Below are 22,521 nucleotides of genomic sequence, written 5' to 3' on the forward strand. Positions count from 1 at the left end.
TATAGGAATATCATACTTACAACTAGGACAAATTATGACGAATACTGTAGCACAAAGATTTGAGCATCTTATCAGTAGCTTAGAACTTGATTGCATCTCCTTTGCAAAAACTATATATGCAAACCCTATGGATATTAAAAAGATTATCAATAATAAAGGGAAACCTAGTTTTGATATGCTTGCCAATATACTGTTAAAATATCCAAATATCAGTGCAGAATGGTTGATCATAGGTAAAGGTAGCGTATGGGCTAACGAAGAAGTTAAAAAAAGAGATTCAAAAATAGAAGAACTAAGATATATCATTGAACTACAAAAGGAACTTTTATCAGGTTATGATTACCCCACACCAGTAGCATAACTTATAAAACTTTAAATAGCTTTTGAGATTATATTAATCTTTACTGTAAATATTATGGAAACAACAATAAGTCAAAGATTTGAGGCATTAATAAAAGCCTTGAAAATGAATAATAATTCATTCGCAAACTCCATAGGTAAGTCGCCCTCAAACATCAAGTTTGTTGTGGATGGTTCAAGTAAACCAGGCTTTGATCTACTTGAACAAGTATTAAAAACCTACCCAAATGTAAACTCAGATTGGTTACTGAGAGGTGAAGGTGAAATGTTCAAACAAACAGAAAAAGTAGTAGCTGAGCCTACTTTGTGGCAAACACTGAAGGAAAATTATGAGAATCGAATTGAGGAATTACAATATACCATTTCGATTCAAAAACAGCTTCTGGGAAAGTTTAAACCTGTCCCTAGAAGACCAGGTGCTGGGAAAGTCATTTACTTCTTTCCTGACCTATTAGAAGAAAAAATTATGGCTGCTGAAGCCTAATTTTTTTGACGAAAAAAGGTGGCACTTTAGGTGGCAGGCCATTAACTAAGGGTTAATGAGGTCATTTTAAGCATTTTTTGTAGACGGTTCGAATCCCTCGCTCTCTACCAAGAAAAAGCCCACCATTACGGTGGGCTTTTTTGTTTTTAACTCAAGATGAAACTAAATTACCTATTTTGTGACCTAAATATCTGAATCTTAACATTTATACTAACTTATTTTACCATGAAAAAGTATCTATACTTCATTGCTTCTATCACATTTTTGAGTTCTTGCAAACTGGCGGAAGACCCCAATAGTTTAGTTACCCCATCCATTAAAAATGTATCACAAACTAATCTGCATTTCGGCGATCAAATCACGATAACAGGTGAAAATTTTGACGAAATTAAATCCAACAATCAAGTTCATTTGAGTGGTGTCGAGGCGACCATAGTAAATGCTTCAAAAACCACACTTACTGTGTTAGTTCCTGAGGTAAAAGTCAAAAGAACCACCATTACAGTTAAAAATAAAAATGGAGAAGCAAACTCTGACACTATCCGTTATACTCCTGATGTGTTTCTAGCAGAATTAGAGCGACTTCCAAATTCAATTTTCAGATTATGGAAAAATGGGGTTCCTTCTGTTATTCTTCAAGGTGACAGCTTTACTTTTCCGGGACTATATATTAATGGAAATGACATTTATATTATGACAGGAGAAGGAACATTCATCCCTCCTTCCACCTATAGGAAATCTGCCAAATTACTCAAAAATGGAAAGGAAATTTACTCCTTTAATCCGCCTTATTCTGTAAGTATCAGAGAGGTATTGGTAAGTAACGGCGATTTATACTTTACTACTTTCACTTCAGCTCAAGAATTACCTAAAAATAATCTCAATGTTTATAAAAATGGGACAATCATTCACTCCATTACCTTACCCGATGGTTATCCCACTGATTTGCTAGTTGTCAATAACGATGTATATGTCAGCGCTACTAGATATTATAACGACGATTATTTATGGAAAAATGGTATTCCAATGCGATTAGAAGGAACAACCAATGTTCTTTCAACTGGTATCTCATCGATGAAATATCAGAATGGGAATTTATATATGTTGGGAGGAGTAACAACCGATCCAAATAATCGTGTCAGGAATTTAGTGTTATGGAAAAATGGACTACCTACGGAGATTGAAAAAACTGTTGTTGCAAGTTCAGTGGTTCAACTCGATGTTAATGATGTTTATGTCTCAGCGACGATTGATAGTATATCTGGATTTCGTACAAAATTTTGGAAGAATGGTATAGCTAAAGGTAGTTACAGAGACTCACCAGAATCAACAACTTTTACAGTATTTGATGGTGATGTGTATAGTACAAATCAAGATACTTATTCCCCATTTGCCAATTACATGTTTAACTTCAAGCAAATAGTGGTAAGAGAACCATCAGCTAACTCATTTTCACTTATATCTCAAATAATTGTTAGATAAAATCATCAATCACTTTTATCAATGTAAAACAGCCTAATCTCCTCGAAGAGATTAGGCTGTTTTAGGTTTCTACCTCTTCGCCTTTCTTTGAGATAGATAAACTTTTGAATCCAAGTCTTTACTATATAATAACATCACTTGATTCATGGTTCGATTGCCATTGGATGTCCAAAAAGTAACACTTCTATCCGCCATATACTTTATAGTACTATCTGAATATGGCGTAACTACCCGTATAAACCTATCTCCATAATTTCGATACACTTTATCACCTTGTGAATAACCCCAAAGTCCTTCCTTCGATATTTCTTTACGACTTCCATCTCGCATCACCAATGTGATATTTTTATTAAAGATGATCCCATTTTTGATTGTCTTCAAAGACGCTAAAGTATCTCCTTGTTGCGTTTTGAATTGCGCACTGCTATAATATAAGACATACGGCTGAACCTCACGCTGACAGGCGCTAAATACAAGTCCTACGAGCACAATAGATAAGTAAGCAAGTATTTTCATTTGTTTCTATATTTAGGTTGACACGCTAATTTTTTGAAGGACGAAACAGCGCTCGTCTTCATCACTAATTTATCACATTTTAAATAAAATACAATTAAAACTTTCAATTATTACAATTTACACTCTTCAGTTAAAGGAGATATGTATTTTTCTTTCTAAAAAACAAAAAATAGTTGCAAAATAATACCGAACGGTATATTTTTACTTCATGAAATTTATTAAGTATTTGCTTAGTCATGGGGAAAGCCGAACGAACCAAACAGTTTATCATAGAGAAAACCGCAACTCTTTTCAATACCAAAGGTATTGCGGCTACTTCTTTACTGGATATGACGGAGGCTACTGGGCTGACTAAAGGAAGTATTTATGGCAACTTCAAAAATAAAGATGAAGTTGCGCTTGAAGTATTTCGCTATAATTTCAAAAAGGTTACCAACCTTGTTGCAGAAGAAATGGCAAGAGAATCAACCTTTAGAGGTAAGATTCTTTGTTACCCACGAATCTATACTTTATTTAATGACCCTAGGTTTCCTGTGGGCGGTTGTGTGATTCTTAATACCGCTATCGAGGTAGACGACACACTTCCATTTATGTGTGAAGAGGTTAGCAAAGCGATTAATTCTTGGAAAAATACCCTAATATTTTTAATCAATGAAGGTATAAAAGCAGGAGAATTTCGTTCAGAAAGCAAAGCAGAAGATTTAGCGCTGCAAATTATAGCCATCATTGAAGGAGCTGTTATGCTTACCAAAGTCAGTGGTAAATTAGACTATATGCAAAGTCTGATGAAGACTGTTGAAAATTTAATAAACTCGTTATAATTTTTTTTACACAAAAATATACCGAACGGTACATTTTTGTAAAGTATTCAAATGAAGCACAATATGAAGTAGATGTTGGATTAACCAATTCTTTATTTCAACTTTATCTTCAATCACCAGAACAGGCATTTAATGCCTTAAATTCAGCATTATGAAACGCGTAGTAATCACAGGACTCGGTGTTATTTCTCCTTTGGGAAATGATGTTGCTAGTTTTTGGGAAAATAGTCTCAAAGGTACTTCGGGCATTGGCCCCATTACCAAATTTGATGCAAGCAAATTTAAAACTCAGATAGCAGGTGAAGTTAAAAACTTTAATCCGCTCGATTATTTTGAGAAAAAAGAAATTCGTAAATACGATTTGTTTACTCAATATGCCGTGGCAGCGAGTGAACAGGCGATTCAACAATCGCAATTGCAATTTGCCACAATGACTGAAGCCCAAAGAGCCGAAATAGGTGTAATTTGGGCAACTGGTCAAGGTGGTATGCAAACTTTTGAGGATCAATTACAAGAATTCTTTACAGGCGATGGCACGCCAAGATTCAATCCATATTTTGTTCCAAAAATGATTGTAGATATTGCTGCTGGCGTTATTTCAATCAGAAATGGTTTGTTAGGACCTAATTATTGTACTGTTTCTGCTTGCGCCTCCTCGAATACTGCCATAATCAATGCCCTTGATAATATTAGGTTGGGGCGCGCCAAAGTAATGATTGTTGGTGGCTCAGAAGCGGCTATTACGCCTGGTACGATCGGTGGCTTTGGAGCAGCTCAAGCCCTATCTAAAAACAATGTAAGTTCAGCCTCACAACCATTTGATGTTAATCGGACAGGGTTTGTAGCAGGTGAAGGCGCAGGCGCTTTAATCTTGGAAGATTATGAATATGCTGTGCAAAGAGGAGCAACAATCTTGGCGGAAATTGCTGGAGGTGGTATGGCAGCAGATGCCTATCATCTTACAGGTACATCTCCCGACGGCTTGGGCGCAAAATTGGGAATGCTCAATGCCTTAAAAGATGCAGGATTAAACCCCGAAGATATTGACTATATCAATGCACACGCCACCTCAACAGGTGTAGGCGATTTGAGTGAAATAAAAGCGATTTCTGCCATTTTTGGCAACAGCAACACGGCTATTTCAGCTACAAAATCTATGACTGGGCACTTATTGGGTGCTGCGGGAGCTATTGAAAGTATTTACTGCGTAATGGCTGTTCAGCATGATACTATCCCTCCTACGATGAATGTTACGGACTTAGACCCAGAGATTCCTCAGAATCTTCAAATAGTTTTAGGAGAAAAATTAGAGAAGCCAATTCGATATGCTTTAAACAATTCATTTGGTTTTGGAGGACATACAGCCTCCTCTATTTTCAAAAAATTTGAGGCATAATAAGCATTACTAGCGAGTTTTTAAGTACTCGCTAGTGACTATTTCAAAAATATTTTCATTTTTTTTCAAGATTTACCCCTCCTCGTAATATTCTGATTACGAAAATACTACTAAAACTTTAAGTGATTCCTTAGGAAATATTTCAATTGAAGTTTCAAAAAAAGTTTGCTTCGTATTGTCCAAAAGACTAATTTTGCATCATCAAAACACAGAGAGCTGGCAGAGTGGTCGATTGCGGCAGTCTTGAAAACTGTTGACTGTAACAGGTTCGGGGGTTCGAATCCCTCGCTCTCTACCAAGAAAAGCCCACCATTACGGTGGGCTTTTTTGTTTTAAGCCTTATCCATTATTCTAGTTTTGAATAGATAAAAACTGAGAGTTTTATTAGAATTTACCTCTACTATTTTATATTTTCAAATTTCCAAAAGAGAGTTGATTTCTATGCTCATCTCCTACATGGCAATATCTTCCAGTAAAATTTCAGCTTCGATTCTAGTGCGATTTCTATTTAATTATCTCTAAAAAAAACTCAAGATGAAAAACCAAAATGTAAATTTTCCGATGCTCCTTGTTGTCATTATTATTGGCACTGGTCTTTACAAGGATTTCGACTTTGCGACCTTAACCTTTAAAAGACCCTATCTCGACATTGTTTATGGTATTTCCTTGACAGCGGGATTATACTTTCTGTTTAAGGGCAAAAAGGAAAATGAATAATAAGGAGCTCCATTTCAATACATTTTTAAACCGTCCTTTATGAATACTTTAAACCTTAAACCTTCAAAATCTCAACCGCTGGCATTTTATCTATAACAATGTCTACTCGGCTTTACGACAGATTTGTTTTGAAGCAAAATCTAATTTTCCTCCTCCATTATTAAAACCTGTGTAACCTATTACTCAGGAAAATACTCATTTTCCAAAACTCAAATTGAAACATTATGCTTGAAGAAAATTGTAGAAACTGCAAAGAAGCCATCACAGGAAACTTCTGCCCTAACTGTGGTCAAAGAAGATACAAAAGAATTAATCGAGCTTATGTCTTGGAAGAGATTCAAGACATCTTTGTCGATGTCAACAAAGGCTTTTTCTATTCAGTGTTAAAAATTCTTCGTAATCCCGGCAAAACCGCTCGTGAGTATGTAGATGGCAACCGAGTTGATCATTATAAACCTATCGCACTTACTTTTGTGCTGGCTGGTATTTCAATATTTGTATCAGTTAGTTTATTGAATTTTAACGATATCATGAGAAAATATACCGAGCAGCAGCACATTAATTCAAAATTCATGTCGGATATTTTTACGGTAATTTCAAGTTATTATGCAATACTCATGATTTTCCTATTGCCCGTTTTTGCTTTTATTACCAGAATTCCATTTAAAAAACTGGGGCATAATTACTATGAACATATTGTGATGAACTCTTATGTGGTGTCTTATTACACCATTGTAAGTCTCATAGTCATGTACCCAATACTCTTTCTTTTTAGGCAAAATCCAGAAAAAATGATGCTTGTTTCACAAAGTACATTTTTGATCCTTCCATTTATTTTAATGTGGTTTTTCAAAGGTTTTTACAATCAGATCCCACTAAAGAAGATAATTGTTAAAATTCTAGCAGTTTTAGCGCTCACGCTACTAACCTATATACTTGTGGTTGTTGTTTCTACTATCGCATTTATACTTTATGGAGTATTTGTGGATAAAGCAGTATTGGAATACGCCAAACCAAAATAATCATTAGTACTGAAAGATGAGTTGTAAATTTTGAATGTTTTTTAAATTATCAACACTTTGCATGGTTTGCATGCCATAAGTTAAAATCAAAAAACAAAAAACCTGATCCGAGAAACTTGAATCAGGTTTTTTGTTAAAAATTAACTGATGCGCCACCATCTACGGGTAATACAACACCTGTAATATATCGTGCTGCATCTGAAGCTAAAAACACCGCAGTATGCCCTATGTCGGCAGGTGTACCATAACTTGGCATGGCTATGCGGTTGGTGATTTTTTCTTTTCTTGCTAAATCTGCGTTGATGGCATTCAAAAACATGGGGGATTCTATCCAACCTGGAGCAATGGTATTTACTCGAATTAAATCCTTAGAATACTCCGTTACTAGATTTTGCATCAAACCTGTCAGCGCTGCCTTGGAGGTTCCATAGGCAGAGACACGGTCTATGCCAAATATCCCTGCCATTGAACCAATAAATAAGATGACTCCGCCTTTGCGTTGCGCCATGTATTTGGCACATTCTCGAGTAAGGGAAAAGACTGACAGTAAATTGGTCTGGATGATACTTTCAAATTCTTCATCGGTTGTTTCATTTGAAAACTTTTTCAAGTGTATTCCTGCATTGTTAACCAAAATATCTATACCACCAAATTGAGTTTCTAAATCTTGAATAAATGCTGGAATTTCCTTTTTGTGAGTTACGTCGAAAATACGATATCGAGCATTTTCTCCAAGTTGCTTAAAAGCATCTTGTAAAACTTCTTCTCTTCGTCCTGTAATAATTACCTCGGCTCCAGCTTCGATGAGCGCTTTACTGATTCCTAATCCAATACCAGTACCTCCGCCTGTCACCAAAGCTCTTTTGCCTTTTAATGAAAAAATATTCATACCTAAAAAATCAGTTCTAAAGTATCATCGACAAAATTGAATCCCCAGCCTGCTCCTTGATGTGGATAAGCAAAGCCATCTTTTACTGTCATCGGATTATCGATTAATGGGTCAATCCAATCAAAGGACTCTACGCCTACTCCATTGGGAATTGAACAAACCAAAGGCACATCGTAGTCTTTGTAATAATGTGGTAAAACAGGAATATGATGACTATTAGCCAATAAGGCAGACTCTCGCCAAGCTTCTACTCCACCAATTCTGAGAATATCGGGTTGCCAAATATCCAATGCATTTCGCTTCAATAATTCCACCAATGGTAAGGTATCATATTCACGCTCGCCCATCGCTAAAGATATGCCCGCTTGTTGTTTGAGTGCCTTATATCCTTCAAAATCCTGATGGTGAAGCGGTTCTTCAAACCAAAAGATATTCAAATCTTGCGCTGCTTTTGCCAATTGTAATGCCGAAGGCAACTTCATACCCTGATTTGCATCCATCATGATATTTGCCTGACTACCCACTGCTTCTCTAACTATTCTCAATCGCTCCAAATCTGTACGCCAATCAGGATTGCCCACTTTGATTTTTACAGCCTGAAAACCACGAGATACATAATCTGTCACTTCGGCAACTAGCTCGTCAATCGTATAAGAAATCCAGCCACCACTTCCATAGATCGCACATTTATCACGATAGGTTCCCAAAAGTTTGCCTACAGGCTGATTCAAACATTTTCCCCAAGCATCCCACATGGCAATATTGACGGCGGCCTGCACCCAACGGTTGATACCTTGATTGCCAAAATATTCGTTGGCTTCGTCTAATTTTTGGTAAACTTTTCCCGTTTCATACGCTGCATAGCCTTTTACTAGTGGTAATAAATCTCTAAAAGCCCCTTGAATGGCATAAGGTGAATATTGAAATGAAAGCAGATAAGATTCGCCAATAACACCATTTTCGAGCTGTAGACGCAATACCAAAAACGAAATTTCGTGTAGCGTATGTGTCGCATCAGCAATTGGCTTTTTCAAGGGCGCAACCGCCTTGTACAATTTAAAATCTCTAATATTAACAGAAGAACTCATGGTTTTTACTTTTTGATTTTTCACAAAAGTAAAAAGCTAAAGTTGACAATAGAACACCATTTTTGGTTATTCTATCGCCAATTATTTCCTAATAATGTATTTTTGGAAAAGTATTCTTCAAAACAAAAAGCCATGTCTCACAAAGTATTTATCCATCTTGAATCCAATCGGGGTTATAGTCGTGATTTGTTGCGTGGCATTTATGATTACAACAATCAGATAAGTCATTGGGATATTATTTTTGAACCCGCTTATTTTCTAAAAAACCATCGTGCAAACAATAGAATCAATCTGATTCAGTCGGTACAACCAGATGCCTGTATTTTAGAAAATAGTGAAGATATTGCCCCAATGGCGCCATTGGGCATTCCCATTATTCAGGTTACTTCAGTCAATCATGTGGAGGGTATTCCGTATGTAAAAGGAAATTATTTATCAGATGCTCAGTTAGCCATCCAATATTTTACCAGAAAGGGATTCAAAAGTTTGGCTTTTTTAGGAATAGAAAACCTAGAATGGTCTTTACAAAGAAAGGCGTTTTTTCAGGAAATGGCTATTTCTTCGAAGGCACAGTTTAGCTCATTTTTACTCAAAGGGAATGAAGAAGATGTACTTTCTTACAATTTTGAAAGTTTGATTACTTGGATAAAATCTCTTCCTAAACCCACGGGTGTTTTATGTTGTAACGATGATTTTGGGCAAATTTTAATCAATGCTTGTTCGATAGCACAAGTAAAAGTACCGCATGAAATAGCAGTATTAGGGATAGATAACGATGAATTAATTTGTAATATTACATATCCTAATCTTTCGAGCATTGCTCGCAATCATCAGAGTACAGCTTTCAACATTTGCTCCACGCTAAGCCATATGTTGCAAGGTAAAGCGCCAGAGAAACCCATTATTTTAACCGAAGCCCTAGAAGTTATCGAACGAAGCTCCACAGATACAATGGCTATTACTGATAAGGAAGTAAACAAGGTAATACAATTTATTTCTGCTAATATTCATAAAGCTATTGAAGTACAAGACGTTGTACAGGCAAGCAATAGCTCTTTGAAAGTATTAAATCAGAAATTTCAAAAAGCGATTGGGCATTCTATTTTCCAAGAAATACAAGTACGCAAACTCTCCCGATTCAAACAATTACTTTCCACCAATAAGAGTATAAAAGAAATTGCCTTTGAGTTGGGTTTCAACGACCATAGTCATATTAGTCGATGGTTTTCACAATCAGAAGGCATAACGCCTCTGGAATGGCGAAAGAAAATGGGGGGATAAAAAAGAGGGAACAGGCAACAGGCACAGAGTGATTGAAAGTAAAATTTACTTTGTTTAAAAAGCTCGTAAAAGATTCTGAAAACACTATGTCACTTTATGCCTTGGTGCCTGTTCCCTATTTTTACCCTATTTTTCCCTCGACATCATCATTTTCCCTCAAAAATCAAGTATCTTCGGGCTTGATTAAGCATCCCTTTTGCATTTAGCCCTCTTCATCGACTATGTGGATAGAAAAAGACCAAAAATTACAACGTACTTTTCAGTTTAAGGATTTTTCAGAAGCTTTTGGCTTTATGACCCGTGTGGCACTTTTAGCCGAACAACATAATCATCATCCGTGGTGGTCGAATGTTTGGAATACAGTTACCATCGAGCTTACTACTCACGATGCTGGTAATACCGTTACGGAGAAAGATCATGCCTTGGCTAAGGCAATAGATGCACTTTTATAAAGATTATTATTGGACATTGAACTAATGAGTAAATTGTATTTAGTGCCAACTCCCATTGGCAATCTTGATGATATTACCCTTCGTGCTGTTAAAATACTACAACAAGTAGATGGTATTTTGGCAGAGGATACTCGCAATTCTGGTATGCTTTTAAAGCATTTGGGCATTTCTAAGCCTCTTTTTGCACACCATGCCCACAACGAGCACCACAGTACCGCGGGTATTATCAAAATGTTGAAAGAAGGGAAAAATCTTGCCCTTGTATCTGATGCGGGCACACCTGCGATTTCAGACCCTGGGTTTTTATTGGTTCGTGAGTGTTTGAAACAAGGATTAGAAATTGAATGTCTCCCAGGAGCCACGGCTTTTGTTCCAGCACTCGTCAATTCGGGACTACCGTCTGACCGCTTCACTTTTGAAGGATTTTTACCACATAAAAAAGGACGCCAAACGCGCTTACAAAATCTTCAAAACGAAGAGCGTACGATGATTTTTTACGAATCTCCGCATCGTTTAATTAAGACCCTTGAACAACTAGGAGAATACTTGGGTGCTGATCGCCAAGCTTGTGTGTCACGAGAATTGACCAAAATGTTTGAAGAAAATATTAGAGGCACCTTGGCAGAAGTTTTGAAACACTATCAAGAAAATCCAAATACGATTAAAGGTGAAATCGTTTTGGTAATTGCAGGGAAAGAATAATTTTTCGGTAATTACCTGTCATTTGGTTTCTATTTTTCAGTAAATATTAATAATTTACAGAAACCAAAGCCAAAATTAAATAGAGTCTATTCCTTTTGAGTTGTATTGTTAGAATTGAACCATCTGGTTTTTATACAACTCTTACGGGTGTATTTATCGCCATTGCAAAACCTCAACTACATGAAAAACCTCAACATTCTATCTAAAATTATTTTATTATTTTGTTTTCTGGGTAGTTGTTTCCTGTCAGCCAATGCTCAGAAACTTTCAGAAAGTGCTAAAGTAAGTGTCATTACAATCGACCCGGGTAAAGAGTTGAATGATGTTTTTGGGCACTCTCTCCTATGGATTTATGACCCAGCTAATGGCATTGACCGTGCCTATAATTGGGGTGTATACGATTTTAGCACCCCTAATTTTTACTGGAAATTTATCCAAGGAACGTTGCCCTACAAAATGGAGTATCGTCCTATTGGTGATTACATCGCCTACTACCAGTATATGAAGCGTGGCATGAGCGAGCAAGTATTAGATATGGCTCTAGCTCAAAAACAGCGAATTCTTGATGAGCTGGACAAAACCTATAACGACCCAGCAAAACGCATCTATCAATATAAATTCTTTACAGACAACTGTGCCACTCGTGTACGTGAAGCAATTGTAGTAGCATGTACTGACAGCGTACACTTTGCAAATTTGCAAACTATGAGTGATACGACATTCAGACAATGGATGAATAAGTCACTTTATGCTGGAGATATGCGTTGGCCAGCAGTCGCGATGAATATAGCATTGGGTTCTGAGGCGGATGAACGCACGACTCAATTTGAAGCAAATTATATTCCTGCCAACTTGCACAGAAGTTTAGGCGCAGCTAAAAGAATGACCCACAGAGTTCTTCGCTATTTAGTTGATACAGAGGCACCTTTATTTCCATTAGTAAAAGAGGAAGTAAAACCAATGCCGTTTTTCTTACAACCTGCATTCTTTTTCTTAATGGTTTTATTGTTTACCTGTTGGAAAACTTACGACCATTGGAAAAGACGACAAAAAGGTTATAAATTAGATAAAATACTATTCAGCATTGCTGGTTTTATTGGTTGGATTTTAGTATTTTTATGGTTCGGGACTAATCATGGAGTAACAGAGAATAATAAGAATATTTTATGGGCATTGCCTTTTCATTTGCCTCTAATTTTTAGATTAAGAGAAAAAAATGGTGAGGATTGGTATGTGTATTATTTTGTAGTAACGGGTGTGGCCTCAGCACTAGCTTTGGTTTTCGTAGCTCCTTACATGATTGAATTAGTACTTATTGTTCTTACACTTTTAGTAAGATCCATGTATCATGTAGGCTTCGAACGTGAACACCGCTTGACAATGAACAAATTCCGTAAGGTTATCAAAGGTCGCAAGATGCAGGTAATCAATTACGACAATGAAGAATAATTCAGTCTAGGTCAAGGACACATTTCCCAAAAACTATCAAAGTTTTAAGGGATTAAGGACAAAATCCTTAATCCCTTTTTTTATTGAGTGAATTGTGAGTTAAACTTTTCGTTTAGCTAGATTTAATTGCTAGGCTATAGGCTGTAGGTATTATGCAAAAAGGCTCTTTAATTTAATAAAAATCTCTTTGTTTTCTTTAGCTTTCGGCTTTCAGCTATGGGCATTCGGCAAATACATATCTATCGTTACTAAAAACAATTTAACAATCTTTGCCTTGCGCCTGCTGCCTTTTGCCTAAGCACATAACTTAAATCTTGTTCTGCATGATTACTTAATTGTATTTTCGAGATACACTTTTACCATAACTCTCTGATATACAACTAACCAATAACCGATAAAAACAACTAACCGATAACTTCTTTTACCAACTATGAAAAAAATCCTCTTCCTACTCTTGTGTGGGCTTGCTAATTGGGCTACAGCTCAACAAAAATTTTATCATCTTGGCGATTTCAAACTCGAAAATGGTCAAGTTATTAAAGATTGTAATATTGGCTATCGAACTTTTGGTAAACTGAATGCAAGCAAATCCAACGCCGTATTAGTTCCTACTTGGTTTACAGGAAATAGCCAACAGAAATCTTTCGTAGCCGATCCCAAAAGCTTCGTGGATAGTACCAAATATTTTGTCATTATAGTAGATGCCCTTGGCAACGGTGTATCGTCTTCACCTTCTAATAGCACTTCACAAAAAAATCAACTTTTCCCAACTTTCAATATTCGAGATATGGTGGTAGCAAGTTATAAATTGAGTAGCGAACACCTCAAACTATCTCATTTATACGCAGTCACAGGTATTTCTATGGGTGGTATGCAAACTTTCCAATGGATGCTCAGTTATCCTGATTACATGGATAAGATAGTTCCAATTATTGGTTCACCCCAGCAAAGTAGCTATGATAAACTGTTCTGGAATCTTCAATTGAATCTGATTGAGCGGGGCAATTATAGCCCTGAAGCGATGGCATCGGTGAACGCGCTACATCAAATGCATCTTTGGACACCTTCGTATCGAGCCCAGAATACGCCAACCACCACCTATCCAGAATTGATTGGTAAATTAGAAAAAGAAGCCCAAACACTCAATGCTTATGACTGGGCATCGCAGTTACGTGCCATGCTCCAGCAGGATATTTATCAAGGAAAAACACCACAAGAAATAGCTCCTTTGGTAAAGGCTAAGGTCATGATTTTGGTGGCTCCAGAAGACCAAATGGTCAACCCGTTAGCTGCTATTCAGCTTTCAAAAATACTCAAGTGCCCATTGGTTTTGTTAGAGGGCAACTGTGGACACATGGCAACCTCCTGTCAATCAGATCAAATGATTGCCCACATAAAAGGTTTTCTGGATAAATAATCCCTCTATTTACCTTATAGCCCCACAACATTTTATTGAAGGAATAGCTTAAATTCAGGAATGAAAAGCTATTCCTTTTTTATTTAAGTCAACTTTTTTCCTCTACCCCATTTTATAAAACTAGAAAATAAACTCCCAATTTTCAAAAAGATGAATTTGAATATTACTTCCAACAAATCAAGAACCTATGATGCCATCGTTGTTGGCTCTGGGATTAGTGGTGGCTGGGCAGCAAAAGAACTTTGTGAAGCTGGTCTCAAAACGCTTGTCCTTGAGCGTGGTCGAGAGGTTAAGCACATTGAAGACTACCCAACTGCCATGTACAACCCTTGGGATATGCCCCATCATGGTAGAATTCCATTAGCAGAACAAGAAAAAGACCCTATAGTGAAGCGTTGCTATGCCTATGACGAAGCTACATCACACTTTTTTGTCAAAGACCACGAACATCCGTATGTTCAAGAAAAACCATTCGATTGGATTCGTGGCTATCAAGTTGGCGGAAAGTCTCTGATTTGGGCTCGTCAGACACAACGTTGGAGTGATTTTGAGTTTGAAGGACCAGCTCGAGATGGTTTTGCGGTGGATTGGCCAATACGATACAAAGATTTAGCTCCTTGGTATAGCAAAGTTGAAAAATTTGTAGGAATTAGTGGTAATAAAGATGGCATTGATAGCCTTCCTGATGGTGAGTTTTTACCTCCTTGGGAACTCAATTGTCTCGAAAAACATATTCAACAAAGAGTCAAACAAAGCTACCTCGACCGTCAGGTAATTATTGGTAGGTGTGCACATTTGACTCAGCCTAAAGAGATTCACCTCAAGCAAGGTAGAGGGCAATGTCAAGCTCGACACTTATGTTATAGGGGATGTCCGTATGGTGGGTATTTTAGCAGTAACTCTTCTACCCTACCTTGGGCTGCCAAAACAGGTAATCTCACCTTACGACCTCACTCGGTAGTTCATTCAATTATTTATGATGAAAAAAAACAAAAAGCTTCGGGCGTGAGAGTCATCGATACTCAAACCAAAGAAATGACAGAGTTTTACGCCAAAATAATCTTTGTCAATGCTGCTTGTTTAAATACCAATTTGATTCTATTAAATTCGACCTCGAATCGCTTCACAAATGGCTTGGGCAACGATAATGGTATTCTTGGGAAATACGTAGCGTTTCACAACTACCGAGGTGCTGGAGGCGGCACCTATGAAGGTTTTGACAAAGAGTATTATCTAGGCAGACGCCCGACTACAGCTTTTATGCCTTCTTTCAGAAACTTGCGTAAACAAGAAACGGATTTCTTAAGAGGCTATATGGTCGCTTTTTCGGCTTATCGAACTGGATGGAATCGTAACATTCATAGCGATGCATTTGGGTCTGACTTTAAAAGAGAATCTACGGAAGTAGGTCCTTGGGGTGTATTTATAATGATGCAAGGCGAAACCGTTCCGCAGGAGCAAAATCATGTGCGTCTATCAACTGAGCATAAAGATGCATGGGGAATCCCTCAATTAATCACCTCTGTGGGGTACAACGAGCCTAACGACACTAAGATGGTGCAAGATTTTCATCATCAAGCTAGTGAAATATTGGAAAAATCAGGCATAAAAGATATTTTCATGTACGATACCAAACAGTCTCCTGGGCTAGACATTCACGAAATGGGTGGCGTACGTATGGGAAAAGACCCAAAAACATCTATGCTCAATGCTCATAATCAATTACATCACTGCAAAAATGTATTTGTAACGGATGGTGCAGCAATGACGTCGGTAGGCAATCAAAACCCTTCGTTGACCTTTATGGCACTAACTGCCAGAGCTGTGAATTTTGCTGTCAGTGAACTTAAAAAGAAAAATTTGTAACGCTCTTTATAAAAATATCCAAATAAAAAACTAAGATAAAACCTCCAAAAACATGTTAGATTTAGGAATTGTAAGTGCCATTTTAGCGGATAATACCTTCGAACAAGCCATAGATTTTGTGGCAGCAAACGGATTCAAATGTGTTGAAATTATGTGTTGGCCAGCAGGCAATGCCGATGCTCGACGTTATGCAGGAGTTACGCACATCGACGTTGAATCTTTGACTCCAGAAAAAATTGACTATATCAAACAATATGTAGCGGCCAAAGGAATCTATATTTCTGGTTTGGGTTATTATCCCAATCCATTAGATGCTAATGAAACGCAGGCTAAGTTTTTTCAAGACCACATCAAGAAAATCATCTTGGCGGCAGCGCAATTGGGAGTTCCTATAGTGAATACATTCATAGGAAGAGATATTTCGAAAAATGTTGCTTACAACCTTGATAAATACAAGGAAGTTTGGCCAGAGATTGTCAAACTAGCAGAAGATAACGGCGTAAAAATAGGGATTGAAAACTGTCCAATGTTTTTTACTGACGACGAATGGCCAGGGGGCAAAAACCTAGCTACCACTCCAGCTATTTGGGACAAAATGTTTACCATTATTCCTTCAGCAACGCTAGGGCTAAACTATGACCCTTCGCACTTGTTATGGCAACAAATGGACTACTGCCGCCCGATTTATGATTACACTGAGCGCTTACATCATATTCACTTGAAAGACGCCAAAGTATATAAAGAAAAACTGGACAGAGTTGGCATTATGGCAAATCCTTTGGAATACCATTCGCCAAAACTCCCTGGACTTGGAGACATCAATTGGGGAAAATTCATTTCAGCACTCAATGATGTTAGATACCGTGGACCGATTGTTATTGAAGTAGAGGATAAAGCCTACGAAGGTTCAAGTGCAGATATTGAAAAAGCTATTCTAACTGCAAGAAACTATCTAAAACAGTTTTTACCATATTAGCAGAAGATATACGATAGCCCTTCTTATAATTAAAAATCCCCACAAGACAAATAAATTTTGTTCTGTGGGGATTTTTAATTTGGGATAATGAAATTGTGATAAAATAATCACTCAATCATAAACCCTAACTCACTAAATATTAGTTTGCTGGAATCATTTTCACCGTTGCATCAGTTGAAGGAATACCCAACTGAGGAATTGATGCTGTTCCTTTAAAGTCGAAGTTAGCATCCTCTAAGCGAGTTACTGCAATCGTACCAAAGTTGATTCCTGCGAAGTTGATTCCTGAAATTTCGATTTGCGTCTCGTTATTCACAAATTTCCAAGTACCACTTGTCGAGGTATTTCCATTGTTATCTACACCGCGAATTGTTCCGTTTGTAAGAAACTCCAAACGCACTTTTGATAAATCATATCCATTACTGGCCAAATCTCTTTTGTACACTACTACCAAGCCTCCTGTTGAAGAAACTTCGGAAACCATCCATACTTTGGCAGTCAATTTTTCAGTGTTAGTTTTTGTAGAAACGTTATTCTTTTTACAACTAGATGAGATAACTAATAACAATCCTACGAGGACAAGGGCTAAATGCTTCATAAAAAATTATTTGATTTGATATTTTCTTGTAAACGGTAATAAGAAACTTTTAGTACAAATATAAGTAAATTAAGACAACTTCCCGCCTCTCAATTCTTACAAGTTTTCACAATACTCAAATTTAACAATTTGATAAACAATACAATATCTTTAAAATACCCTTTCACTAACTTCTCAAATTATTTATTCAATAATAGGATTTTGTTAGGATATAGTCTCTTTTCCTGAAGTATTTATAACTGAGTAAGGTTGGCTTTTTTGCTGACCGTTCTCATACCTCCTATCTCAAAATAGATACAACTTTGCTTCAGAAGATTCGCTTATTGATCATCAAAAACATCTCAAATCTTCATCCAACTGAATAGTAACTGACTTTTATTCAGGCGTAACATTAGCATCATTGTACCCAAAACCATTATAAACCATGAGTACCAAAAAGCATATCACCGAATTGCACACAGAAATCAATGAGTGGAAGAGCAAAGTAAATTTTGTAAAAGATGAGTTAAAAACATTTCAAGATCAGCTTGCTTCTGTTTCAGCACAAAATACCGCTCAGGAAATCAAAATGAAGGTAGGCCACTTTGAAAGTATTTTTATCAGACAAGACGAAGTAAACGACGAATTATCGCACGAGTTACAAATTACAGACAACACTTTGGGGGATAAAGTAAAAGGTAATCCTGCTGGCGACCGAGTATTGTTTGATGATTTGGTTGAGCTCAGAGATAAGATAGCAGTCTTTGAAAAAATTTGGTCTGAAAATAAAACAGATTTCAGAAGGTTCTTATCAGAGAGTTTGTAGTAAATACAAAAAGAAAGTCACTCCTAAGCTAGGAGTGACTTTGCTGTATAAACCTCTTTAAACTTCTCAATCAAAAAGTCTTTTGCCGTGACCTAGTCTTTACGCTTTTTGAGATATATCTCATATTGCTCTGGAGTCAAAACGGCTTTAAAATCATTATCTTTATCAGCCTTCATTTTTTGCATTTGCTCACGAAGTTTAATTCGTGTTTCTTCTGAAGGAGGAGTTGTTCCATTGTTAGTAGCCTTTTTTATCGCTTCATACATGTCCAATCGTTGGAAAGCATATTTGATGTTGATATCCTCGACTTTCATTTGTTGTTCCTCGTTCAAACTCAATTTCTTGGTCATCCAACGAGTTTCCTCTTCTGCAATCTTTTCTGGATCTGGCGTATTGTCTCTTTTACGTTCCTCACCCTGACCAGCCTGCGGTATACCGCTACCAAATCGACGACCGCCAAAGCCACCGCCGTATCCACCACCATAGCCTCCGCCATATTGGGCGTCAGCATCATTTGTTGAGCATATAAACAAGCCTGCTCCCATCAAGAGCGCAGCGAGTATTTTTTTTGTAACGGACATTGTTTTGTTCTTGTGATTATTGCAATAGAATCAGTAGCAAAAATATGTATATACAGTGAACTTTCATATAGTATGCGACAAAATCGCATAAAAAAAAGACTAAAAGCCCCTTTTTGCAGTTTCTTCTTTTGTTTTCTATTTCTAAAACAAAAAAGCCATCTGCTTTCACAGATGGCTACCAAATTATCTTTGTCTAGAACTTCACATTCAAACTAGCTTGGAAAGTAGTTCCTAGCTGGCTAAACTGCGAACCATCATAAGTAACATTTGAATAACGACCGTTAAAAGTAATCAAATTGTATTGATCGAAGTACTTTTGAGAAGGTACGTTATTGTTTACATCATAGCGAGTTCTAACACCTGTTTTCAAGTCGATGAAATCCCATTTTGGCATCACATTCAAGATATTGTTAACATTGAAGTTGAAGGTAATATCTTTTGAAAGTGGTAACGAAATTGCCAAATCTGTCAAAACAGCAGGCACAAATTCTGTATCGGTATTTGCATCCAAACCATTTTGGTGGAAATGAGTAGTACCAAACAATGTATTGTTCAAGTTGATATTGATGCCTTTTACCGTATAATCCAAACCTAAGATTGTTTTGTATTTTGGTCTTGATTGGAACAACAATGCATCTTGAGTTCTATCAAATACAGACTTACCTGCATCTGCAATTAATTTAGTATTTGTGATAGAAGTGTACTTATTTTCAAATGTATAGTTACCAGCCAAGTTTACAGCTAATTTACCAGAACCCAATTCGATATTGCGTAAAGACACTACATAATCTAAACCAGAAGTTACTGTATTCAAGGCATTAGAGAAGAAACTTACTGCTACAATACCATTTTTCACCAAGATTTGATCTAAGGCTGTTTTTCCACTTGCTGTACCAGAGATTTCAGAACCTAACACAATACGGTCTTTCACAACGATGTTGTAATAGTCGAGGGTAACACTCAAGTTCTTGTTTGGCTTATAACCCAAACCTAATGTAAAGTTTGTTGATTTCTCAGGCGTCAACTTTGGTACACCTAATGCAAATGCTTGAGGAGATACGTTGTTTACAATACCTTTTGTTTGAATACCTTGTCCAGGCACAAAACTCGCTTGAGCTTGTTGCTGGTAGATTTGGTGCAATAATGGTGCACGGAAACCTGTTGAGAATGAGCCACGAAGCGTAATTTTATCATCATTGAATTTATAACGTGAGCTTATTTTGTATACGGTTGCATCTCCAAAATCGCTATAACGTTCTTGACGTACAGTACCATTAACCAAGAAATCTTTGGTGAAATCATAACTCAAATCCACATACCCACCAAAGTTGAAACGTGAGAATATACCAGCATTTCCTGGCCTAGTTCCTGGAAATGAATCAGCTCCAGAACCAAAGTACGAGGCTGTATCTCCTGCATAAACTGTAAATTCTTCCATTCTAAACTCAGAACCAAAAGCAAAGCTCAATTTATCTGATAACTGTTTTGAAACATCAATGTTGCCAATGTTGTTTGTAAATTGATAGCCTCCAGGCTTAAAGTAAGTTGGTGAATTTTTACCCAAATCTCTATTTCTTGAATTAGAAACAGTATACAATTGTTTGTTTCCACCTGTTGTAAAACTCAAATCTGTACTCCAACCATTATGTGTACTTTTCAAGCCGATAGTTGCATTGTAATCATTCAAATCACCTTGGAATGTTGGTACATAACCCATATAAGGCTGTCCTGCTGGTGTCAATAAACCATCATCAGTAGTTCTCCAATATGGCGTACGATAGTTAGCAAACGAATTTACTTTCTTGTATACGTAGGCTCCATTAAAATACAATTCTGCCTTATCCGTTAAAGGAAAACCTCCATTAATCAAAAATTTAGCTGCAGTGTTTTCAGGCTGTCCGTTGATATTACCTGCATCTGGTTTTTGAGCCAAAAAGCTTTTAACAGTTGCTAAAGGTGCATCAAAACCTAAGTTTGCATCTGCCTCAGCTTCAGCGCTTACCATTCCGGGACGGTTGGCTAAAGTAGTTCTATTAAATTCGATGGTGTAGTTAAGATATCCTTTTTCACCAAAAGAAGCGCCATTATTAACCGCAAAACTTAAACTGTTTCCATCTCCTTTATGTGTAGTCCCCAAACTTAATGTAGCAGAACCATATTCAAATTTATCTTTCAAAATAATGTTCATTACCCCTGCAATCGCGTCAGAACCATATTGTGCCGAAGCTCCATCACGCAAGATTTCCACACGTTTGATTGCCTGCTGAGGAATAGCAGCGATATCTGCACCACTTTCTCCACGGCCTGGTGATGTTTGGATATACATCAAGGCTGAGGTGTTTTTACGCTTACCATTAATCAAAATCAAGGTACGGCTTGGTCCCATGTTACGAATTTCGTAAGGGTCAAGCAATGAAGTTGCATCGTTTACTGGAGTACTTACGGTATTAAATGAAGGCACACGATATTGCAATGCTTTATCAAATGATGTTTGTCCAGTAGTTTTCAACTCTTGTGCCGACAAAATATCAATCGGTAATGGCGTATCAGTAGAAGTACGTTGAGATGCACGGCTACCTACAACAACTACCTCTGCCAGTTGATCTGTCGAAGGATCCAAGCTCACGTCTTCCGTAACATCCGAAGCCGAAATTGTAATAGACTTAGTTACAGAGCCATATCCTACAAATGAGTATCTAACCTGTGCTGTTCCTTTGCTGAGTTTAAGCACATATTCACCACCCGAACTTGTAGTTGTTCCAATAGCTTTGCCCACTACCGATACTGTAACACCCTGCATTGGAGCATTAGTTTTGGCATCCTTTACGATACCTTTCACGCTGAACTGAGCCATTACAGCATTTGTTAACAGCATTACAAACAAAAGAGTAAAGAGTCTTTTAGTCATGTTAATAATTAATTTAGTTAAGATTATAGTATGAATGATAAATGATTCCAGATTACTAGGTAGCGTTGGGTAACAACATGACAGATTGGTGTATTCAATGATGAAAAATTAAAAATAGAGACCTCATAGCTTCAAAATTTGAAGCTCGATTATCCAATTTTTTCAACAAGAAAATCACCTAGCCCAAAGCTAGAGTCGAAAAATAGCACTTAAAGTCATTGATGAAAATCAATGAATAGAAACCGAAAAACGGAATTCGATTATATTAGAGATAAGAATTGAGAAAGATAAAAGTTAACTTGCCAAAAGTTTAATGACCGAATATATACACCACTGTACAGTTGAGTAGAAACAAAGCTCCCAATCTGGAATACAACGTGAATTTGTACTCATTTGGGGTTAATTGAGTAGTTAGTAAAGTGTTTATCATATAATTTAGAAAAGGTTATATTAAAGCAAATATTAAGCATCCATTAATATTCTTTCGCAATTACGTAAAATTTCAGAATATTAATCAAGTAAATCAGTAAAAAATTACTGCAAAAATTTCGTGAAATGTTTCAAACAACCAAATAATCTAAATTATTATCTAGTATGTCCAAATTAAAATTTATTTATTCGGCATTTCACAGTTTTTTATTTTACAAACATTGGTTTTTTGCAAAAATAACTTAATTTTATTTGGGTGATTCAAGAACTCATAAAATAATT

General features: G+C 36.8%; 21 protein-coding genes and 1 tRNA gene. 16 read left to right on the plus strand and 6 right to left on the minus strand.

All coding sequences use genetic code 11. The annotated features are described in order from the left end of the window. Nucleotides 1-34: 34 nt before the first annotated feature. The 3 genes from QM524_RS10565 to QM524_RS10575 all read left to right on the plus strand — a co-directional run bounded on the left by QM524_RS10565 (nucleotide 35) and on the right by QM524_RS10575 (nucleotide 2,326). Nucleotides 35-361 (plus strand): hypothetical protein, encoded by a 327-nt coding sequence (locus tag QM524_RS10565; RefSeq protein WP_283344557.1) that lies wholly within the window; start codon nucleotides 35-37, stop codon nucleotides 359-361. A gap of 54 nt (nucleotides 362-415) precedes the next feature. Further along, the gene (locus tag QM524_RS10570; protein ID WP_283344558.1) at nucleotides 416-844 is read left to right on the plus strand and encodes a helix-turn-helix transcriptional regulator; all 429 of its coding nucleotides are present in this window, start codon (nucleotides 416-418) and stop codon (nucleotides 842-844) included. A 225-nt stretch (nucleotides 845-1,069) separates the two neighbouring features. Beyond that, nucleotides 1,070-2,326 carry an IPT/TIG domain-containing protein gene (locus tag QM524_RS10575; protein ID WP_283344559.1) on the plus strand — a complete coding sequence of 419 codons (1,257 nt, stop codon included), beginning with the start codon at nucleotides 1,070-1,072 and terminating at the stop codon, nucleotides 2,324-2,326. Nucleotides 2,327-2,395: 69 nt separating this feature from the next. Here QM524_RS10575 and QM524_RS10580 read toward each other — a convergent pair whose 3' ends face one another. Next, nucleotides 2,396-2,842, minus strand: a complete 447-nt coding sequence (locus QM524_RS10580; RefSeq protein ID WP_283344560.1) for a hypothetical protein — start codon at nucleotides 2,840-2,842, stop codon at nucleotides 2,396-2,398. 236 nt (nucleotides 2,843-3,078) lie between these two features. On the opposite strand from QM524_RS10580, the gene QM524_RS10585 reads away from it, so the two are divergent. The 5 genes from QM524_RS10585 (at nucleotide 3,079) to QM524_RS10605 (ending at nucleotide 6,798) form a co-directional block, all read left to right on the plus strand. Further along, the gene (locus tag QM524_RS10585; protein WP_283344561.1) at nucleotides 3,079-3,663 is read left to right on the plus strand and encodes a TetR/AcrR family transcriptional regulator; all 585 of its coding nucleotides are present in this window, start codon (nucleotides 3,079-3,081) and stop codon (nucleotides 3,661-3,663) included. Between the two features lie 151 nt (nucleotides 3,664-3,814). Continuing rightward, a complete protein-coding gene (fabF, locus tag QM524_RS10590; protein ID WP_283344562.1) occupies nucleotides 3,815-5,059 on the plus strand; it encodes a beta-ketoacyl-ACP synthase II in 1,245 nt (414 codons plus the stop codon). A 210-nt stretch (nucleotides 5,060-5,269) separates the two neighbouring features. Then, a tRNA-Ser gene (locus QM524_RS10595) sits at nucleotides 5,270-5,357 on the plus strand. A 236-nt stretch (nucleotides 5,358-5,593) separates the two neighbouring features. Continuing rightward, entirely contained in the window at nucleotides 5,594-5,776 is a 183-nt protein-coding gene (locus tag QM524_RS10600; RefSeq protein ID WP_095163513.1) for a hypothetical protein, read from the plus strand. 224 nt (nucleotides 5,777-6,000) lie between these two features. Continuing rightward, the gene (locus tag QM524_RS10605) at nucleotides 6,001-6,798 is read left to right on the plus strand and encodes a DUF3667 domain-containing protein (protein WP_283344563.1); all 798 of its coding nucleotides are present in this window, start codon (nucleotides 6,001-6,003) and stop codon (nucleotides 6,796-6,798) included. Nucleotides 6,799-6,931: 133 nt separating this feature from the next. On the opposite strand, the gene QM524_RS10610 is transcribed toward QM524_RS10605, so the two are convergent. Both QM524_RS10610 and QM524_RS10615 read right to left on the minus strand, forming a co-directional pair. Beyond that, complete coding sequence (locus QM524_RS10610; protein ID WP_283344564.1) at nucleotides 6,932-7,687, minus strand: SDR family NAD(P)-dependent oxidoreductase; 756 nt, start codon at nucleotides 7,685-7,687, stop codon at nucleotides 6,932-6,934. Nucleotides 7,688-7,689: 2 nt separating this feature from the next. After that, entirely contained in the window at nucleotides 7,690-8,775 is a 1,086-nt protein-coding gene (locus tag QM524_RS10615) for a mandelate racemase/muconate lactonizing enzyme family protein (RefSeq protein ID WP_283344565.1), read from the minus strand. Between the two features lie 132 nt (nucleotides 8,776-8,907). Between QM524_RS10615 and QM524_RS10620 the strand changes: the two genes are divergently transcribed. The 7 genes from QM524_RS10620 (at nucleotide 8,908) to QM524_RS10650 (ending at nucleotide 16,918) form a co-directional block, all read left to right on the plus strand. Next, the gene (locus QM524_RS10620; protein WP_283344566.1) at nucleotides 8,908-10,056 is read left to right on the plus strand and encodes a substrate-binding domain-containing protein; all 1,149 of its coding nucleotides are present in this window, start codon (nucleotides 8,908-8,910) and stop codon (nucleotides 10,054-10,056) included. Nucleotides 10,057-10,277: 221 nt separating this feature from the next. After that, nucleotides 10,278-10,508: a 4a-hydroxytetrahydrobiopterin dehydratase gene (locus QM524_RS10625; protein WP_095163509.1), complete on the plus strand. Its 231-nt coding sequence runs from the start codon at nucleotides 10,278-10,280 to the stop codon at nucleotides 10,506-10,508. 24 nt (nucleotides 10,509-10,532) lie between these two features. Then, nucleotides 10,533-11,210 carry a 16S rRNA (cytidine(1402)-2'-O)-methyltransferase gene (gene rsmI, locus QM524_RS10630; protein WP_095163508.1) on the plus strand — a complete coding sequence of 226 codons (678 nt, stop codon included), beginning with the start codon at nucleotides 10,533-10,535 and terminating at the stop codon, nucleotides 11,208-11,210. 180 nt (nucleotides 11,211-11,390) lie between these two features. Next, nucleotides 11,391-12,659 carry a lipoprotein N-acyltransferase Lnb domain-containing protein gene (locus QM524_RS10635; protein WP_283344567.1) on the plus strand — a complete coding sequence of 423 codons (1,269 nt, stop codon included), beginning with the start codon at nucleotides 11,391-11,393 and terminating at the stop codon, nucleotides 12,657-12,659. Nucleotides 12,660-13,089: 430 nt separating this feature from the next. Then, nucleotides 13,090-14,076, plus strand: a complete 987-nt coding sequence (locus tag QM524_RS10640) for an alpha/beta hydrolase (protein WP_283344568.1) — start codon at nucleotides 13,090-13,092, stop codon at nucleotides 14,074-14,076. Between the two features lie 150 nt (nucleotides 14,077-14,226). Continuing rightward, on the plus strand, nucleotides 14,227-15,942 hold the full coding sequence (locus tag QM524_RS10645) for a GMC oxidoreductase (RefSeq protein WP_283344569.1): 1,716 nt from the start codon (nucleotides 14,227-14,229) through the stop codon (nucleotides 15,940-15,942). Between the two features lie 52 nt (nucleotides 15,943-15,994). After that, complete coding sequence (locus QM524_RS10650) at nucleotides 15,995-16,918, plus strand: sugar phosphate isomerase/epimerase family protein (RefSeq protein WP_283344570.1); 924 nt, start codon at nucleotides 15,995-15,997, stop codon at nucleotides 16,916-16,918. 139 nt (nucleotides 16,919-17,057) lie between these two features. On the opposite strand, the gene QM524_RS10655 is transcribed toward QM524_RS10650, so the two are convergent. Continuing rightward, nucleotides 17,058-17,516 carry a hypothetical protein gene (locus QM524_RS10655; RefSeq protein WP_283344571.1) on the minus strand — a complete coding sequence of 153 codons (459 nt, stop codon included), beginning with the start codon at nucleotides 17,514-17,516 and terminating at the stop codon, nucleotides 17,058-17,060. Nucleotides 17,517-17,940: 424 nt separating this feature from the next. On the opposite strand from QM524_RS10655, the gene QM524_RS10660 reads away from it, so the two are divergent. Next, complete coding sequence (locus QM524_RS10660) at nucleotides 17,941-18,321, plus strand: hypothetical protein (RefSeq protein ID WP_283344572.1); 381 nt, start codon at nucleotides 17,941-17,943, stop codon at nucleotides 18,319-18,321. A gap of 92 nt (nucleotides 18,322-18,413) precedes the next feature. On the opposite strand, the gene QM524_RS10665 is transcribed toward QM524_RS10660, so the two are convergent. Together QM524_RS10665 and QM524_RS10670 are read right to left on the minus strand one after the other, a co-directional pair. Further along, the gene (locus QM524_RS10665) at nucleotides 18,414-18,902 is read right to left on the minus strand and encodes a Spy/CpxP family protein refolding chaperone (RefSeq protein ID WP_283344573.1); all 489 of its coding nucleotides are present in this window, start codon (nucleotides 18,900-18,902) and stop codon (nucleotides 18,414-18,416) included. A gap of 193 nt (nucleotides 18,903-19,095) precedes the next feature. Then, nucleotides 19,096-21,810 carry a TonB-dependent receptor gene (locus tag QM524_RS10670; protein ID WP_283344574.1) on the minus strand — a complete coding sequence of 905 codons (2,715 nt, stop codon included), beginning with the start codon at nucleotides 21,808-21,810 and terminating at the stop codon, nucleotides 19,096-19,098. Nucleotides 21,811-22,521: the final 711 nt, after the last annotated feature.

This window comes from Flectobacillus roseus (assembly GCF_030056595.1).
Classification (GTDB): Bacteria; Bacteroidota; Bacteroidia; order Cytophagales; family Spirosomataceae; genus Flectobacillus; species Flectobacillus roseus.

Bases quoted from the DNA above. Each gene is read 5' to 3' on its own strand.
- QM524_RS10650 (WP_283344570.1), top strand. From the start codon at position 15,995: ATGTTAGATTTAGGAATTGTAAGTGCCATTTTAGCGGATAATACCTTC.
- QM524_RS10660 (WP_283344572.1), top strand. From the start codon at position 17,941: ATGAGTACCAAAAAGCATATCACCGAATTGCACACAGAAATCAATGAG.
- QM524_RS10635 (WP_283344567.1), top strand. From the start codon at position 11,391: ATGAAAAACCTCAACATTCTATCTAAAATTATTTTATTATTTTGTTTT.
- rsmI (WP_095163508.1), top strand. From the start codon at position 10,533: ATGAGTAAATTGTATTTAGTGCCAACTCCCATTGGCAATCTTGATGAT.
- QM524_RS10670 (WP_283344574.1), bottom strand. From the start codon at position 21,810: ATGACTAAAAGACTCTTTACTCTTTTGTTTGTAATGCTGTTAACAAAT.
- QM524_RS10580 (WP_283344560.1), bottom strand. From the start codon at position 2,842: ATGAAAATACTTGCTTACTTATCTATTGTGCTCGTAGGACTTGTATTT.
- QM524_RS10575 (WP_283344559.1), top strand. From the start codon at position 1,070: ATGAAAAAGTATCTATACTTCATTGCTTCTATCACATTTTTGAGTTCT.
- QM524_RS10640 (WP_283344568.1), top strand. From the start codon at position 13,090: ATGAAAAAAATCCTCTTCCTACTCTTGTGTGGGCTTGCTAATTGGGCT.
- QM524_RS10625 (WP_095163509.1), top strand. From the start codon at position 10,278: ATGTGGATAGAAAAAGACCAAAAATTACAACGTACTTTTCAGTTTAAG.
- QM524_RS10570 (WP_283344558.1), top strand. From the start codon at position 416: ATGGAAACAACAATAAGTCAAAGATTTGAGGCATTAATAAAAGCCTTG.
- QM524_RS10665 (WP_283344573.1), bottom strand. From the start codon at position 18,902: ATGTCCGTTACAAAAAAAATACTCGCTGCGCTCTTGATGGGAGCAGGC.
- QM524_RS10655 (WP_283344571.1), bottom strand. From the start codon at position 17,516: ATGAAGCATTTAGCCCTTGTCCTCGTAGGATTGTTATTAGTTATCTCA.
- QM524_RS10605 (WP_283344563.1), top strand. From the start codon at position 6,001: ATGCTTGAAGAAAATTGTAGAAACTGCAAAGAAGCCATCACAGGAAAC.
- QM524_RS10565 (WP_283344557.1), top strand. From the start codon at position 35: ATGACGAATACTGTAGCACAAAGATTTGAGCATCTTATCAGTAGCTTA.
- QM524_RS10620 (WP_283344566.1), top strand. From the start codon at position 8,908: ATGTCTCACAAAGTATTTATCCATCTTGAATCCAATCGGGGTTATAGT.
- QM524_RS10610 (WP_283344564.1), bottom strand. From the start codon at position 7,687: ATGAATATTTTTTCATTAAAAGGCAAAAGAGCTTTGGTGACAGGCGGA.
- QM524_RS10585 (WP_283344561.1), top strand. From the start codon at position 3,079: ATGGGGAAAGCCGAACGAACCAAACAGTTTATCATAGAGAAAACCGCA.
- QM524_RS10600 (WP_095163513.1), top strand. From the start codon at position 5,594: ATGAAAAACCAAAATGTAAATTTTCCGATGCTCCTTGTTGTCATTATT.
- QM524_RS10645 (WP_283344569.1), top strand. From the start codon at position 14,227: ATGAATTTGAATATTACTTCCAACAAATCAAGAACCTATGATGCCATC.
- QM524_RS10615 (WP_283344565.1), bottom strand. From the start codon at position 8,775: ATGAGTTCTTCTGTTAATATTAGAGATTTTAAATTGTACAAGGCGGTT.
- fabF (WP_283344562.1), top strand. From the start codon at position 3,815: ATGAAACGCGTAGTAATCACAGGACTCGGTGTTATTTCTCCTTTGGGA.